14 protein-coding genes are annotated in these 16,072 nt (G+C 71.5%); 9 read left to right on the top strand and 5 right to left on the bottom strand.

The genetic code is table 11. The features are described from left to right. Positions 1 to 20 precede the first annotated feature (20 nt). From ACFWU3_RS15550 to ACFWU3_RS15520, 7 genes are all read left to right on the top strand, one after another. Positions 21 to 626 carry a flavodoxin family protein gene (locus ACFWU3_RS15550; protein ID WP_384436717.1) on the top strand — a complete coding sequence of 202 codons (606 nt, stop codon included), beginning with the start codon at positions 21 to 23 and terminating at the stop codon, positions 624 to 626. A gap of 44 nt (positions 627 to 670) precedes the next feature. Then, positions 671 to 1,351, top strand: a complete 681-nt coding sequence (locus ACFWU3_RS15545; RefSeq protein WP_384436714.1) for an HAD family hydrolase — start codon at positions 671 to 673, stop codon at positions 1,349 to 1,351. Between the two features lie 601 nt (positions 1,352 to 1,952). Then, on the top strand, positions 1,953 to 2,192 hold the full coding sequence (locus ACFWU3_RS15540; RefSeq protein WP_384436711.1) for a CDGSH iron-sulfur domain-containing protein: 240 nt from the start codon (positions 1,953 to 1,955) through the stop codon (positions 2,190 to 2,192). A 24-nt stretch (positions 2,193 to 2,216) separates the two neighbouring features. Beyond that, entirely contained in the window at positions 2,217 to 3,443 is a 1,227-nt protein-coding gene (locus tag ACFWU3_RS15535) for an aromatic acid exporter family protein (RefSeq protein WP_384436709.1), read from the top strand. A gap of 122 nt (positions 3,444 to 3,565) precedes the next feature. Next, positions 3,566 to 5,101, top strand: coding sequence for an MFS transporter (locus ACFWU3_RS15530; protein ID WP_384436706.1), 1,536 nt, complete (start codon positions 3,566 to 3,568; stop codon positions 5,099 to 5,101). A 215-nt stretch (positions 5,102 to 5,316) separates the two neighbouring features. Next, positions 5,317 to 5,712 carry an STAS domain-containing protein gene (locus ACFWU3_RS15525; RefSeq protein ID WP_384436704.1) on the top strand — a complete coding sequence of 132 codons (396 nt, stop codon included), beginning with the start codon at positions 5,317 to 5,319 and terminating at the stop codon, positions 5,710 to 5,712. Between the two features lie 11 nt (positions 5,713 to 5,723). Further along, positions 5,724 to 6,167, top strand: a complete 444-nt coding sequence (locus tag ACFWU3_RS15520; protein ID WP_384436701.1) for an ATP-binding protein — start codon at positions 5,724 to 5,726, stop codon at positions 6,165 to 6,167. Here the strand turns inward: ACFWU3_RS15520 and ACFWU3_RS15515 are convergent. Continuing rightward, positions 6,127 to 7,005, bottom strand: coding sequence for a SigB/SigF/SigG family RNA polymerase sigma factor (locus ACFWU3_RS15515; protein ID WP_384436698.1), 879 nt, complete (start codon positions 7,003 to 7,005; stop codon positions 6,127 to 6,129). The two genes, ACFWU3_RS15520 and ACFWU3_RS15515, sit on opposite strands and share 41 nt — an antisense overlap. A gap of 316 nt (positions 7,006 to 7,321) precedes the next feature. On the opposite strand from ACFWU3_RS15515, the gene ACFWU3_RS15510 reads away from it, so the two are divergent. After that, positions 7,322 to 10,285 (top strand): HAMP domain-containing protein, encoded by a 2,964-nt coding sequence (locus ACFWU3_RS15510; protein WP_384436695.1) that lies wholly within the window; start codon positions 7,322 to 7,324, stop codon positions 10,283 to 10,285. Positions 10,286 to 10,342: 57 nt separating this feature from the next. On the opposite strand, the gene ACFWU3_RS15505 is transcribed toward ACFWU3_RS15510, so the two are convergent. The 4 genes from ACFWU3_RS15505 to ACFWU3_RS15490 form a co-directional block, all read right to left on the bottom strand. Continuing rightward, entirely contained in the window at positions 10,343 to 12,643 is a 2,301-nt protein-coding gene (locus ACFWU3_RS15505) for a PP2C family protein-serine/threonine phosphatase (RefSeq protein ID WP_384436692.1), read from the bottom strand. Between the two features lie 123 nt (positions 12,644 to 12,766). Beyond that, positions 12,767 to 13,144, bottom strand: coding sequence for an ANTAR domain-containing protein (locus tag ACFWU3_RS15500; protein ID WP_384436689.1), 378 nt, complete (start codon positions 13,142 to 13,144; stop codon positions 12,767 to 12,769). Between the two features lie 199 nt (positions 13,145 to 13,343). Beyond that, a complete protein-coding gene (locus tag ACFWU3_RS15495; protein ID WP_384436687.1) occupies positions 13,344 to 14,171 on the bottom strand; it encodes a VOC family protein in 828 nt (275 codons plus the stop codon). 181 nt (positions 14,172 to 14,352) lie between these two features. Next, the gene (locus ACFWU3_RS15490) at positions 14,353 to 15,414 is read right to left on the bottom strand and encodes a Vms1/Ankzf1 family peptidyl-tRNA hydrolase (RefSeq protein WP_384436911.1); all 1,062 of its coding nucleotides are present in this window, start codon (positions 15,412 to 15,414) and stop codon (positions 14,353 to 14,355) included. Between the two features lie 157 nt (positions 15,415 to 15,571). Between ACFWU3_RS15490 and ACFWU3_RS15485 the strand changes: the two genes are divergently transcribed. After that, positions 15,572 to 15,835 carry a DUF6158 family protein gene (locus ACFWU3_RS15485; RefSeq protein ID WP_384436684.1) on the top strand — a complete coding sequence of 88 codons (264 nt, stop codon included), beginning with the start codon at positions 15,572 to 15,574 and terminating at the stop codon, positions 15,833 to 15,835. Positions 15,836 to 16,072: the final 237 nt, after the last annotated feature.

The raw sequence follows: 16,072 nt of genomic DNA, 5'->3' as shown, positions 1-16,072 counted from the left end.
TCGCGGGGAAGAAGGGCTGCATGAAGGCACTCGTCGTCAACTGCACCCTCAAACGGTCGCCCGACCCCTCCAACACGCACGCCCTCGCGGAGGTCGTCGGGCACCGACTCATCGAGCTGGGCTGCGACGTCGAGTATCTGCGTGCGGTCGATCTGGACATCAGGCCCGGGGTCGTCTCGGACGCCGGGGCCGGGGACGAGTGGCCCGCGGTGCGCCGGAAGCTGCTCGGCGCACAGATCCTGATCGTGGCGTCGCCGACCTGGGTCGGCAGGCCCTCGTCCGTGGCCCAGCGCGTACTGGAGCGGATGAGCGCGCTGATGTCGGAACTGGACCACGAGGGGCGGCCGGTCGCCTACAACCGTGTGGCGGGCGTGGTGGTCACGGGCAACGAGGACGGCGCGCACCACGTCATCAGCGAGATCACGGGTGCGCTCGGCGACATCGGCTACACGATCCCGGGTCAGTCCTGGACGTACTGGCATCTCGGTCCCGGACCGGGACCCGACTATCTCGACGACGAACGCGGGCACGAGTGGTCCCACCGGACCGGACGCACGATGGCGGCCAATCTGTACCGGACCGCGTACGCGCTGATCGCCCACCCGCTCGACGTACCCGAGCAGTAGACCTGCCGAGCGGCACCCCACCGAGCGGAATGAAGGAGCAGGCCATGGATCGCGCGGCGGTCTTCGACGTCGACGGCACCCTTGCCGACACCAACCACCTCCATGTGACGGCCTGGTGGGAGGCGTTCAGGCAGTCCGGCCACCGGGTGGAGATGTGGGACATCCATCAGGCTCTCGGGCTGCCGAGCCATCACCTGGTCGCCCGGCTGCTCGGGGACGACCGGGACGCCGACGGAGACGACACCGTCATCACGGCGCACAAGGTGCTCTACGCGACCTACTTCGACCGCATCGCGCCGCTGGACAGGGCGCCCGACCTGCTGCGGGAACTCGCCGAGTCCGGGTGGAAGGTGGTGCTCGCCACCTCGGCGTCGGGCGACGAACTCGCCGCGCTGCGGCACGCGATCGACGCCGACGACGCCATCACCGCGACGACGAGCGCGGATGACGTCGACCAGGGCAAGCCCGCGCCCGAACCGGTCCAACAGGCCCTGGAGCTCGCGGGGGTGTCCGCCGACCGCGCCGTGTTCATCGGCGACGCCGTGTGGGACATGAAGGCGGCCACAGCCGCGCACGTCGTCGGGGTGGGGCTGCTCAGCGGTGGCATCTCACGGGCGGATCTGGAGACGGCCGGGGCGAGCGCCGTGTACCGGAACACCGCGGACCTGCTGGAACAGCTGGGCAGCAGCCCCATCGCGAACATCGAGCGGCGCCGGAACGGCTGAGCGGGCTCCTGGCCCGGCGACCTGGTACCGCAGGCTCGCGGAGAGTCCGGCGGCTTGAGGGCGCGGTTCCGGCGGCTGGAAGGCGGCGGTGTCGCCGCACACCCGCGCCTCAGGCCGCCTTGTGCCCCTGAAGCGTGCGGTCGCCTCGTCGGAACCCTTCCGCACGCCGCGCAGGAACTCCTCGATCGCCTCGGTCGCGGACCACTCCGGCCGCCACCCCGGCTCCTCCCGCCCCCGGATCGTGTCCAGCAGCGGCAGTCGCAGCACCGCGTCGAACAGATGCGGCGTGAACCGGAATCTCACGCGTCGTTTCTGCTGTTCAGCGTCCGGTCGACGGCGCAGGCGCGTGCTCACGGCCTCTCGGGTGATCCACGCGGATCGAACAGCCCACCCGTGCGTGGGCCAGGACTCGTCGACTCCCGGGGCGGTCTTCGTACCGGGGGAGTAGGCACCCACCGACGAGGAGACATGCGCTCCGCGCCCTGCGAGTCCCCACGGGCAGCCGGTGAAACGGGGCCATCCGGAGGACCGGCCACTTGTGGGTTCATCCGAAAACCGCCGCTCACCGTGACGGAGCGATCTCAGCGGGCACCTCAGTCACATGAGGAACGCGAACGAGCCGTGCCCGACGGACCGGCGGGACGACGAGCCGGCCCAGCGGCCGCGCCGTGTGACCGTGACCGAGAACGGCCCGGTGCTCGTCGAAGGTCCGGTCGAGGTCGTCCTCGACGACGGCACCACGGTGACGTCCGACCGGTTCACCGTCGCACTGTGCACCTGCCGGCGGAGTCGGACCTACCCCTGGTGCGACACCAGCCACCGACGTCGCACCAAGGGGTGAGCGCGCCCGGTCCACGTGCCTGACATGCGCGAATCCGCACGAACGCCGGTCGTCGAACTCTTCCACCGGTACCGCGAGCCTGTCGTCGTCCAGACGGTCCGGTCGACCGCCGCAGCCACCATCGCCTACGTCGTCGCCCTCCAGCTGAGCAGCGAACCTGCCCCGCTCACCGCACCGCTGACGGCCCTTCTCGTCGTCCAGGTGACCCTGTACTCCACGCTGACCACCGGCGTCCGACGCGTGAACGCGGTCGTCGCGGGCGTGCTCCTCGCCATCGGCTTCAGCGTGCTCGTCGGCCTCAGCTGGTGGAGCCTCGGGCTGATCATCCTGGCGTCCCTGGTCGTCGGCCGGGTCGTACGGGTCAGTGAGTTCGTCCCCGAGGTCGCGATCAGCGCCATGCTCGTCCTCGGTGTGACCCAGGTGGCCGACACCGCCTGGGACCGCATCCTGGAGACGGTCATCGGCGCCGCCGTCGGGCTGGCCTTCAACGTGCTGTTCGTGCCGCCGGTGTGGGTCGGTACGGCTGGGGAGTCCATCTCGGATCTCGCCCGGCGGATGCGGCAGCTGCTGCTGCGCCTCGGTGAGGAGCTGACGACCCCCACCCCCGTCGCGACCGCCGCGGCCCGGCTGCACGAGGCCCGCCGGCTCGACCACGACATCGCCGACGTCGATGCCGCCCTGCGCCAGGCCGAGGACAGTCTGCGGCTCAACCCCCGGGTCAAGGAGGGGCTGCTGCACCGCGTCGTGCTGCGGACCGGACTCGACACCCTGGAGATCTGCGCGGTCGTCCTGCGCGTCCTCGCCAGGACCATGACCGACCTGGCCAAGGAGCGGGACGAGGAGAACCTCTTTCCCCCCGAGGTGGGCCGTGAACTGGAGGACCTGCTGGGGCATGCCGCCGACGCGCTCGTCAGCTTCGCCGTCCTCGTCACCACACAGACGAGCGAGGCCGCCGAGGCGGCGGAGAGCCGGCTGGCCGGGGACCTGGCCGCGGCCGCCACCCGTCGCGAACGGGCGGCCCAGCTGCTCCTCCAAGGGGTCCAGCGCCACCCGCGCCACTGGCAGCTCCACGGCGCGCTCCTCGCCGAGATCGACCGCATCCTCGATGAACTGGCCCCGGAATTCCGCTCCCAGCGCCTGATGGAGGAGCTCGACCGCAGCGCGCGGGAGCAGCGCGAGAAGTACCCGAGGATCGCCGCGGCCCGCGAGTGGGTCAAGGAACGGCGGCGCGAGCGCGCGGCAGCCCGCTGACCGCCGTCCCCGAGCGCCCGGCCAACGGCCCGTGCACGGCCCCGTTTACCGGGTTTGACCCTCGGGTACCCGCATGCGGCGCTGGGCGGTGACGGAAGGCCGCCCCCGAGGAGGCACTGCCCATGAGCTCTGGCGGAGAAGCGACCACCGGGACCATCACCACCAAGGTCCCCGCGAGGCTGGACCGGCTGCCCTGGTCGCGCTGGCACTGGATGATCGTGATCGGCCTCGGCACCGTATGGATCCTCGACGGTCTCGAAGTGACCGTCGTCGGCAACATCGCGAGCCGGCTCTCCGAGGACGGCAGTGGACTACCGATCAGTGACGCCCAGGTCACCGGTATGGCCGCGGCCCTCTATGTGGCGGGCGCCTGTTCGGGCGCCCTCTTCTTCGGCCGGCTCACCGACCGCTACGGCCGCAAGAAGCTGTTCCTGATCACCCTGGCCGTCTACCTCGCGGCCACCGCGCTGACCGCCGTCTCCTTCTCCGTCTGGTGGTTCTTCCTCTTCCGCTTCCTGACCGGTTTCGGTATCGGCGGTGAGTACGCGGCCATCAACTCGGCCATCGACGAGCTGATCCCCAGCAAGTACCGCGGGCGCGTCGACCTGATCATCAACGGCAGCTACTGGCTGGGCGCCATGGGTGGCGCGCTGCTGTCGGTCCTGGCCCTGAACACCGACTTGTTCCCCAAGGACGTCGGATGGCGGCTGACGTTCGCCCTCGGTGTGGTCCTCGGCCTCGTCATCCTGCTCGTACGCCGTCATGTGCCGGAGAGCCCGCGCTGGATGTTCATCCACGGGCAGTCGGCGGAGGCGGAGAAACTCGTCGACCAGGTCGAGCGCGAGATCGAGGAGGAAACGGGCCGGCCGCTGCCGGAGCCGGCGACCGAGATCACCATCGAGCAGCGGGGCAGCGTCGGGTTCGTGGAGATCGGCAGAAGCGTCTTCCGCGACTATCCCCGGCGGGCGACCCTCGGCTTCGCGCTCTTCATCGGCCAGGCGTTCCTCTACAACGCGATCACCTTCGGTTTCGGCTCGATCCTGGTGAAGTTCTTCGACGTCTCCAGCAGCACGACCGGCTACTTCTTCGCCGTCATCGCCTTCGGCAACTTCCTCGGCCCGCTGCTGCTGGGCCGGCTGTTCGACACCTGGGGCCGGCGCCCGATGATCGCGGGCACGTACATCCTCTCCGGCGTCCTGCTGTTCGTCACGGCCTGGCTGTTCGGGGCCGGCTGGCTCACCGCGACGACGATGACCCTGTGCTGGTGCGTCGTGCTGTTCTTCGCGTCGGCGGGCGCCAGCTCGGCGTACCTCACGGTGAGTGAGATCTTCCCGATGGAGACCCGGGCCATGTCGATCGCGTTCTTCTACGCCATCGGCACGGCGGCCGGCGGAATCTCCGGTCCGCTGATCTTCGCCGAGCTGACGGAGAGCGGAGTCGTCGCCGATGCCGTGCTCGCCTTCTGCATCGGAGCCGCGCTGATGGTGCTGGCCGGCCTGGTGGCCGTGTTCTTCGCCGTGGCCGCCGAGCAGAAGTCCCTGGAGGACATCGCCACCCCGCTGTCCGCGGTGAAGGCCAAGGGCGGCGAGCCGCGGGACAAGGCCGGCGACCTGCGGCAGAAGGAGCCCGGTGGGCCGCCGGGCGCGCCGGCCGTGTGACCGCGCGTCAGACGGCAGGTCCGCGGTGTGCTCCCGGGCCCGTAGGCGGTCGGCGCGTTTTGAGGCAGCCGTGCCGGGCACTGTTGCGTACATCCGGGGAAGCACCGGGAGCGCTGTCCCACCGGCGACGGCGGGTGCGTTCTGCCGGTCTCGACGCGGCGCGCACCCCGTGGGGGTGCGCGGCCGGATTCACGGCAGGAAGACGGGAGAGCCCCATGGTCTCGGGAGTATCCGGGCAGCCACCGGGGGAGGGCGCGGCGGACGGACGCTTCGGCGTCGAGGTGCGCCCCGGCGAGACGACCGTGGTTGTGCTGCTCACGGGCGAACTCGACCACGACACCGCCGAGCCCCTGCGTGAGGCGCTTCAGCGGTGTCTGGAAGCCGCTCCCGAGCGCGTCGTGGTCGATTGCGGGGATCTGCAGTTCTGCGACTCGACCGGCCTGAACGTCCTGCTCCGGGCGCGTCTGACGGCGCGCGAAGCGGGAAGCCGCCTGGAACTGGCCGCACTGCGGCCTCCGGTGGCACGCATGTTCGACATCACCGGCGCCCATGCGGTGTTCCGGGTGTACGCCGGCCTGGACGAGGCTCTGGCGGACGAGCGGCCGACCTAGCGGAGGATCTGATGGATGCAAGCCTCCGTGGACAGGGGCAGACACGCCGTCTCGCCCTGTTCGGGACGAAGGGCGTGGTGAGCCGATGCCGCGACTTCACCGCCGAAGCCCTCGACGACTGGGGATGGACGCCGGCGGTGGGGGAGCGGGGAGCGGTCGTCGAGGATGTGCTGCTGCTCGTCTCCGAAATGGCCACCAACGCCTGTCTGCACGCCGGCGGGCCCACCGAGCTGGTGCTGCGCCACGGCCCCGACGGTCTGCGGATCGAGGTCGCCGACGCCAGCGCCCAGCCGCCGCATCCCCGGCCCAGGGAGGTGTCCCTGCCCGGTGGTCACGGGCTGATCGTGCTGGAGCGCCTCTCGCAGAGCTGGGGCTGGGCCCCGACGGACGGCGGGAAGATCGTCTGGGTCCAGGTCACGGCACCGGACCGGCAGGCGGGGCCGCCGGATCGGTAGGGCCGTCGTCGGGAGGCTCGTCGCTCAGAAGTCCGGCGCGCAGGGTGCCGAGGATGCGGGCCAGCAGACGCGACACATGCATCTGCGAGAGGCCCAGACGGTCGCCGATCTCCGACTGCGTCAGCTCGTCGCCGAAGCGCAGGGAGAGCACGAGCCGGTCGCGCTCGTCGAGCGCGGCGATGAGCGGCTTCAGGGACTCCAGGCAGTCCACGATGTCGTAGGACCGGTCCTCGCAGCCGAGGCTGCGGGTCAGGGCTCCGACCGTGCCGTCGTCCTCGTTCGCCGGGACGTCCAGGGAGCGCGCGACGTACCCGTTCGACGCCCGCTCGCCCTCGACGATCTCGTCCTCGGTGACGTCGAGCCGGTCGGCGAGCTCGGCGGTCGTCGGCCGGCGCCCCAGGTCCTGTTCCATCACGTCGACGGCCTTGGCCAGGTCGATCCGCAGCTCCTGGAGCCGGCGCGGCACCCTGACGGCCCAGCTGGTGTCCCGGAAGAAGCGCTTCATCTCGCCCACGATGGTCGGCAGGGCGAAACACGCGAATTCCACGCCGCGGCCAGTGTCGAACCGGTTGATCGCCTTGATCAGCCCGATCGTGCCCACCTGGATGATGTCCTCCATGGGCTCGGCCCGGTTGCGGAACCGGGTCGCGGCGAACTTCACCAGGCTGAGATTGAGCTCCACGAGGGTGTTCCGGGTGTAGGCGTGCTCCGCTGTTCCCTCGTCCAGCGTCGCCATGCGCTCGAACAGTGCCGCCGAGAGTTCCTTGGCGTCCGTCGTGCTGAGGGAACCGGGCTCGGGGAGGTCCACGGTTTCCGATACGGCGAGGGTGCTGGACATGGGGCTCCTTCGACGGGGCGGAGGCCGGCGCTGTCGGATACAGCGGGACCGTCGTCTGAGCTACCTGCTGAGAAACTCCCATTTTAGACGCTTCGCCATGTTTCGGCCGTGGTTCGTGGCGTCCCGGGCGCCCCCACGGGACGGCACGGGCCGGGGCGCCGCCCGGAGGGGAACATCTGTACGCAGTTCCGGGTGTCGCGGGGGTGGCGGCGTGCCACAGTGGAGTCGAAAACCGCCGTTCACCACGGTCAGCCCATGGCAGTCCTCTCACGGCGCGGCTGTGCGGCGCCGTGAACCATGACAGGCGAGGTCGACGATGGATGTGCCGGACCGGACGTCCGATCCGCGCCGGACGCCCCCCGCTGCCCAGCTCAGTGAGGAGGGGCTGCGCAAGCTGCTCGCGGGGCTCACGGCCGTACGCGACGGCGATCTCTCCGCCCGGCTGCCCGACGACGCCGAGGGGCTCCTGGGCGAGATCGCCATCGTCTACAACGGCATGGTGGAGCAGCTGTCGCTGGTCACCTCCGAGGTCACCCGCGTCGCCAACGAGGTCGGGGGCCAGGGTCTGCTCGGCGGCCACGCGCGCGAGCCCCGCGTCAGCGGCGTGTGGCAGGAGCTGACGACGGGCGTCAACACCATGGCGGACAACCTCACCTCGCAGGTCCGCAACATCTCGCAGGTCGCCACCGCGGTCGCGCGCGGTGACCTCACCCAGAAGATCAGGGTCGACGCCCGCGGGGAGATCCTGGAGCTCAAGGAGACCATCAACACGATGGTGGACCGGTTGTCCTCGTTCGCCGAGGAGGTCACCCGGGTCGCCCGCGAAGTGGGGACAGAGGGAAACCTGGGCGGTCAGGCGACCGTCCGCGGTGTGTCCGGGACCTGGAAGGACCTCACCGACAACGTCAACTCCATGGCGAACAACCTCACCAACCAGGTCCGCAACATCGCCCAGGTGACAACGGCGGTCGCACGCGGCGACCTGACCCGCAAGATCGACGTCGACGCGCGCGGGGAGATCCTGGAGCTCAAGACCACCATCAACACCATGGTCGAGCAGCTGTCCTCGTTCGCGGCCGAAGTCACCCGGGTGGCCCGCGAGGTCGGCCGGGAGGGCCGTCTCGGCGGCCAGGCCGAGGTCGAGGGCGTCTCCGGCACCTGGAAGCGCCTCACCGAGAACGTGAACGAGCTGGCCGGCAATCTCACCCGGCAGGTGCGCGCCATCGCCGAAGTGACCAGCGCGGTCGCCGAGGGAGACCTGACCCGGTCCATCACCGTCGTGGCGCCCGGCGAGGTCGGCGACCTCAAGGACAACATCAACGCCATGGTCGAGTCGTTGCGGCAGACCATCCGGGCCAACGAGGAACAGGACTGGCTGAAGACGAACCTGGCCCGCGTCTCCGGCCTGATGCAGGGCACCCGCAGCCTGCCCGACATCGCCGAACTCATCATGGACGACGTACCGCCGCTGGTCTCCGCGCAGTACGGCGGCTTCTTCCTCACCCACGACGGCGACCGCGGTCCCGAACTCGTCATGACCGCCGCCTACGGCTCGCCCGACGACCCCTCGGCCGGCCCGCGCCGCTTCCTGTTCGGGCAGTCCCTCGTCGGACAGGCCGCCCGCAGCCGGCGCACCATCGCCGTCGACGACCTTCCGCCCGGATACGCCACCATCGCGTCCGGCTCCGGCAGCATGGAGCCCAGCAGCCTCCTCGTCCTCCCCATCGTGGTCGAGGACCAGGTGCTCGGGGTCATCGAACTGGCGGCCCTGCGCCCCTTCACCCGTATCCATCGCGACTTCCTCGACCAGTTCATCGAGACCGTCGGGGTCAACGTCAGCTCGCTGATCGCCAATCTGCGCACCGACGAGCTGCTGGAGCAGTCCCAGCGGCTCACCGCCGAACTGAGCACCCGGTCCGCGGAGTTGCAGGCGCGACAGGAGGAACTCCAGCGCTCCAACGCGGCGTTCCGCGAGAAGGCGGCCCTGCTCGCCGACCGCAACCGGGACATCGAGCGCAAGAACCTGGAGATCGAGCAGGCCCGGCAGGAACTGGAGGACCGCGCGCAGCAGCTGTCGCGGACCTCGATGTACAAGTCCGAGTTCCTCGCCAACATGAGCCATGAGCTGCGGACACCGCTCAACAGCCTGCTGATCCTGGCCCAGTTGCTCGCCCAGAACCTGGAGGGCAACCTCACGGAGAAGCAGGTCGACTACGCCGAGGTCATCCACTCGGCAGGCTCCGACCTGCTCCAGCTGATCAACGACATCCTGGATCTCTCCAAGGTCGAAGCGGGAAAGATGGACGTCCACCCGGAGGCGTTCGAGCTGTCGCACCTCCTGGACTACGTCGAGGCGACCTTCCGGCCGGTGGCCGGCGAGCGCGAGCTGGAGTTCCGGGTGACCGCCGACGCGGACATACCGGCGCAGCTGACCACCGACGAGTCCCGGCTCCGTCAGGTGCTGCGCAATCTGCTCTCCAACGCGCTGAAGTTCACCGAGAACGGCCGGGTCGAGCTGCGCATCGAGAACGCCGACGCGGACGAACTGCCGCCGGCCCTGCGCGACAGCGGCGCGACGCTGGCCTTCCGGGTCACCGACACGGGTATCGGTATCCCCGCGGACCGGCTGCAGACCGTCTTCGGCGCCTTCCAGCAGGGGGACGGCACCACGTCACGGCGGTACGGCGGCACCGGTCTCGGACTCTCCATCAGCCGCGAGGTCGCCCAGCTCCTCGGCGGCACCATCACCGCCGAGAGCACTCTGGGCGAGGGCAGCCGCTTCACGCTCTACCTGCCGATCCACGCCCTGGCCGCACCCCGGGTGCCCGCCACCGCCGAACGGGCCGAGGCACGGGCCCGGGCCCTCCCGCGGACGGGCGGTCAGGCTCCGGGAGCCACCGTCCTGGTCGTCGACGACGACACCCGCAACGTCTTCGCCCTCACCGAAGTCCTGGAGCACGAAGGGATGCTGGTGCTCCAGGCGGCCGGCGGCCAGGAAGGGATCGAGGTGCTGCAAGCCCACGAGGACGTCGATCTGATCGTGATGGACGTGATGATGGCCGGCATGGACGGCATCGCCACCATGGGCGCCATCCGGCGGATCCCCCGGTTCGCCGAGGTGCCGATCATCGCGGTCACCGCCAAGGTCATGCCCGGTGACCGGGCCGAGGTGCTGGCAGCGGGAGCCAGCGACTACGTGGCCAAGCCGGTGGACACGGACCAGTTGATGACGAAGATCCGCAGCTGGCTGGCCGGGGACGGCCGCGGCCCCGCGGAGTAGAGCAGCTGCGGGCGCGACCGTCAGGAAGCACCGTCCCTGCGGGCGGCCGCCGGACGCTCAGCGGACCCGTACCGCGATCAGACTCGTGTCGTCGTCGGTGTCGCCGGTCGCGGCGCCCAGCAGCCGGTCCACCTGGTCGTCGATCTCCCGCCCGGCCAGTTCCTCCGCCGTGCGCAGCAGCGCCTGGAGACCTTCGTCGAGGGCGTCGTGGCGGCGCTCGATGAGACCGTCGGTGAACAGCAACAGGGTGTCGCCCGGCTTCAGTTGGGTCGTGATCTCCTCGTACCGGGCGTCCGGAGTCGCCCCCAGAAGAATGTTCTTCGGCGGGGCCAGCAGCTGCGCGTGCCCCTCACGGAGCAGCAGCAGCGGCAGATGGCCGGCGCTGGCCCAGCGCAGCGTGCGGTCCGCCGGGTCGTAGAGCGCGCACACGGCGGTCGCGGTCGGGCGCCCCTGGGTGTGGATCGTGACCTCGTTCAGCCAGGACATCAGACGCCCGGGCGTGTGACCGGTGAAGGCCAGACCGCGGAGCGCGTTGCGCAGGGCGACCATGCCGGTGGCGGAGTCGATGCCGTGCCCGGCGATGTCCCCGACGGCCACGAGCACCTTCCCGCCCGGCAGCGGCAGTACGTCGTACCAGTCGCCTCCGACGCGGTACTCCTGCACCGCGGGCCGGTAGCGGGCGGTGGCCTGGAGGCCGGGCAGCACCTCCAGGGCGGGCATCTCCGGAACGATCGCCTGCTGGAGCTGGAGCGCGAGGCGATGACGCAGGGCCGCCTGCGCCTGGACGGCGGTCAGCTGGTCGAAGGTCGCCGACAGGGCCACCTCGGTGTGGAACTCGGCGGAGACGTCCTGGTAGATGCCCGAGATGCCGATGAGAGCCCGCTGGTCCAGCAGCGGTTCGGCGGTGATGCGCACATGCCGCTGCCGGCCGTCGTCCCGGACCACGCGGATCACCGTGGCGGCGCCCCTGCGCCGCTGCGTGAGGTTTCGCAGCAGCTCGGCCAGGTCCTCGTCGTCCTCCGGATGGACCCGCTGGTACAGCTCCGTGAGCGGGACCGGGGGAGCGTCCCCGGGGATCCCGAAGATGCCGTATGCCTGCTCGCCCCATGTGGACGTGCCGGTCAGCAGGTCGTCCTCGAACGGTGCGACGCCCTGGAGCCTGGCGACGGCACGGGTGGCCGCCGTGCCCCGGTCGGTGCTGCTGTGCCACAGGACGACGGTCCGCTCAGCCCCGGCGGGCAGCACCCGCACATCGAGCAGCGGAACCGGCGCGTCGGAGTGGTCCACCGAGGGCAGCCTGGACGCCCGCTGGAGCGACGAGGTGGAGTGCGCGAGCCCGGCCAGTTCCGCGATCGGCGCGTGGAGAAGGGGAAGCGTCCTGCTCAGGAGCCGGCCGGTGGTGTGCCCCGCGATGCCGAGGGCTTCCACGGCCGCCCGGTTGAGGTGCTCGACCGCGAGGGCTCCCGTCTGTGGATCGCGTACCAGCGTGAGCGCGGGATGGGCCATCGCGTCGAGCAGCTCGTCCAGCGCCGGCAGCTGGGCGGGCTCCCACACGGGAGCCGTCAGGACCCGCGCGGCCACCTCCATCAGATCGGTCAGTGCGCGGCGCACCGGCCCGTCGAGGTCGGCGCGGTCGGGCCAGACCGCAAGGGCCACCCCGACGGTCGTGCCTCTCAGCCGCAGGGGCAGCACCGCACGCGCCGCCTGTGGAGCCGGACCCGGCAACACATCGTCCGGCGGCGGACCCGCCGCGAGCCAGACCGGCGAGTCCTCCCGCAGAGCCGGCCGGAACGACGCGGGAAGCGACGGAGGAATCCACCGCCACTGCGACGCCTCGGTGGCCCCGACGCCGGCGTGCCCGGCGAGCTGGAGGCAGCCTGTGCCGGTCCGCCGCCACAGCCACAGGCTCTGCACCCCCAGAGGCCGGAGCGCGCCGTCGAGGAGGGAGGCGGCGGCCTCGTCGACGGTGTGCTGCGCCTCCGCGTCCGTCATCGCCCGACGCATCCGGCGCGCCTCGTCGCCGTGCGGTGCCCGGTCGGCGTACACGGCGGACGACTCGGTCGCCGTGGCCGGCGGGGGAGTGACCACGGCCGTACCGGCGACGCCGTTCACCACGTCGGCGGCGAAGTCCTCGATGCTCAGGCCGGTTTCGGCGGCCAGGCGGGCCAGCTGCTCGGCGGCCTCCGAGGGTGAGGTGGCCAGCCGGGTCACCAGCACGCCGGTCGCCAGGTCCAGCAGATGCCGTCGCACGAGCTCGGCCCGCAGATCCGCGTTCCGCGCGGACAGCTCGGCCACGGCCGCGGACAGATCTTCCCGCTCCCGGCCCTCGCCGGAAGGATCCTGTGCGGACGTGCTCACGGACTCTCCCATCCCGGGCAGAGAGGCGCGACACCGTGTGATCGCACCCGATGCGGATTCTACGGGGACGGGCCCGGAGCGGCACTGCCTGCGAGGCCCGGCAGGAGGCCGGCCGGGCAGGCCCTACCCGCCGCGGCCGGGCAGAGCCGCGATCGCGGCGCGCAGCGCGGTGCGTACGGCCGGGGGCGGCGGCGGCCCGTTGACGCTGTCCACGACGTGCCGTGCCACCTCGCGCAGCTTGACGTTGCTGTGCTGGGAGACGTCCACCAGCACCTGCCAGGCCTGCTCCGGTGTGCAGGCCGCGGTGGCCATGACGATTCCTCGCGCCATGTCGATGACCGGGTGCGAGGCGAGCGCCTGCCGCAGTCCGTCGACCTCTTTGCGCAGCTCATCGGACTCGGCCTCCGCGCTCACGGCGCGGTACTGCTCCTCGTCCGAGGCAGCCCATGACGCGTCGGCGGCGTTCTCGGTGCCCGCCTGCTCGTCGCTCATCCCCGACATGCCCGTATTCCCTTCCGGCCAGGCCGAGCCGTCCCGCACGGTGGACGGCATCCTCGTTCCGCTCATTCCCCCGGCCGGACCAGACACGCACACCGCCGGGTCCATCCACTCCGACGGGTTTCGGTCCGCCGGACCGCGGTACCCCCCTCAGCACGTTCCCTTCGCGCGAGGAAGCGCAGGCGCCGGGCAGTTGGACCCATCAGCTCCCGGCGCCGCTTCCCGTTCCGGTGCGGCTGGTGAGGGTGAACAGGGCGCCGTCGGGATCCCGGATCGCGGCCTCCCTGCCCTCGCGCGTCAGCCGCTCCGCCATCACGGTGCCGCCCTGGTCGCGGACCGCACGTGTCATGGCGTCGAGGTCGTCGACAGGGAAGTGCACGTCCCAGCGGGGCCTGACGAGCGGGTCGGGTGCCGCCTCCACCGCGCCGGAGTTCAGCCGCGCCAGCACATGGCCGTTGCTGAGGAGGACCACTTCGTCGTTCTCGTAGCTGACGTCACAGCCGCCCGGGCTCTCGCCGGCCCAGTCCAGGACCTCGCCGTAGAAGATCGCGGCGTCGAAGGCGTCGCGGGTGCGCAGCAGCAGCCAGGCGGGCGCGTCCTTGTGACCGGACTGCCAGTCGGGCAGGAGCGCCCCCTCCCAGATGCCGAAGACGGCACCGTCGCGGTCGGAGGCGAGGGCACCGCGACCGAGAGAGAAGGCGAGCGGGCCGACGGCGACCGTGCCGCTGCGCTCGCGGATGCGGGAGGCGGCCACGTCCGCGTCGGCGACGGCGAAGTACGGCGTCCAGGCGACGGCGACCTGAAGGCGGGGTGCCAGCGCCCCGATGCCGGCGACCGGCGTCCCGTCGGCGAAGGCGACGCTGAACTCGTCACCGAGGGCCGCCCGGCGGAATTTCCAGCCGAGGACGGCGCCGTAGAACTCCTGGGAGGCGCGGAGGTCGCGGGCCATGAGGCTGACCCAGCAGGGTGCGCCGACCATGTCCGCGCTCGACGCGGTGCCGGCGGCGTGGGCAAATCGCTTCTTGTCCATCACAACACTCGTGTCCTGAGGTTACGCGGCGTCCTCGACGTGCCCCGGGACGTGCGGCCGCGGGCCAGGGGGCGGGTGCAGCCGGGATCCGGCTCCTCCTCATAGTCCCCTCAGGTCCGCGTCCCCGCGAGTCGCGCACCGGCTGCCGGGCCGGGAGCCCGGCAGCCGGACAGCGGAGCGCTCAGGCGCGTTCCTCGTCCTGGTACGGCCAGCGCAGCAGGGCACCGAGCCCGCCGACGGGCACGGTGTGGCCGTCCACCGGCGGCACCCGCAGGACCTCCGCGTTCGTCACGACGGCCGAACGGATCAACGCGTCGTCGGCCCGCGCCGACGACGGGTGGATCTCGCCGAGGTACTGCGATTCCGTACGGCGTACGGCCAGCTGGTCGGGGCCGTCGCCGACCCACACCTCGCGATTGCCGTCCGGACCCTCCGGCCGGACGAACAGGGCCGCGATCCGGTGCTCACGCGCGGCCTCGACCAGCGCGGGCACTCCCTCCGCGGTGGCGTCACGGGCGGACAGATAGCGGTCCAGCTCGTCGTCGGCACGCTGGTGCAGCCGGTCCGCGCGGGCCCGCTCCACGTCCTCGTCGAGCAGCCGGTTGCCGCCGTCCGAGCGGCTGCCGTGCTCTGTCTCGACGACGTGAGCGTGCAGCCGTGCGGGGAGCTTGCGGTGCACGGCACGCCGCTGCCGGTGGTCACCTGCGAGGACGACCAGATCGGCGTCGTGGCGGTCGCAGGCGCCGGCCACCGCGGCCGCGGTGGTGGTGGCGTTCTCGTCCCAGGTGTTCTCGACGCTCTTCTGGAAGTGCTGCTCCGACCAGTCGGCGCTCGGGCTGCGGTGCAGCGGCCAGTCCCTGCCCTCGGCCTGGCCGGCGCTGCGGCGGCCGTGGGTGCTGCGGACCTCCAGATCCGCACCCCGGCGGTCGATGTACGCGACGAGGCAGACCGGTTCCTGTTCGGCGAGGTCCAGCAGGGGTGCCACGCGGGGCACGGCCGACCAGGTGATGTCGGCGTTCCCGGGCGGCCGCGCCGTGAGCACGGGGTCCAGTACGACCTCTCCGCCCGTGGCGAAGACGGCACGACCGGCCTTTCCGGGCAGGGTCTCCGGCGCGATGAGCGCCTCGTACACGGCCTGGCCGGTCGCCTCGTCCGCGCCCTGTTCGGTCAGCTCGCGGCAGGCCGCGCGGGCCTGGAGTTCACGCCGGCCGGGGTGCGCCTCGTCGGCCCGGTCCGTGCCCAGATAGACACTGGCCCAGGGGCCGGGACGCTCATAGAGGGGCGCGAGGAATCCGAGTTACATGGGCTACCTCCAAGAGGGCCGGATAGTGCGTCGGGGGCGGGTACCCGTCTGCACAGGAGCAACACGGAAACCGTTGTACGGAAGGAGCACGGCTGTCATGACGCAGGCCGAGAAGAAGCCAAGGGGCATCGACGCCGGCAGCCTCGGCGAGCACGAGCTCATCCGGGAGCTGGAGACCATTCACCGCAGCCGGCACGACACGCTGCTGCACGGCTCGCCCGCCGCGCTCTCCGCACACACCACCCGGATGGCGCAGTTGGAGGAGGAGTATCTGCGCCGCCACCCCGAGCGCTCGGTGTCACCGGGCAGGACGCGGGCGGGTGCGCGCGACCGGCCGGAGGCCGGGCCGGGCACGGGGTGAGCGGTCATCAGCGGTCATCAGGGGTCTTCTGCGGCAGGGCATGGGCGGGCCGGCCGCACTGCCCACTGAACGGGGAGCACGGCGAGGGATGACGCTCTGTCCGGCTGCCGACGCACGCTCTGTCCGACCGCCGGCCGGTGTGCCCGGCGCGGTGGCTGTCCCGTGGTGGCGGGGCCCGCCCCCCCGGGCGGGGCGGAGGCCCGGCCCCTCCAGGGGGGGCCCCGCCGGGTTCGCGGC

Origin of the sequence: Streptomyces sp. NPDC058685, assembly GCF_042714725.1 — a bacterium.
Lineage (GTDB): Bacteria > Actinomycetota > Actinomycetes > Streptomycetales > Streptomycetaceae > Streptomyces.
This window is presented reverse-complemented; position numbering and strand designations above follow the sequence as displayed.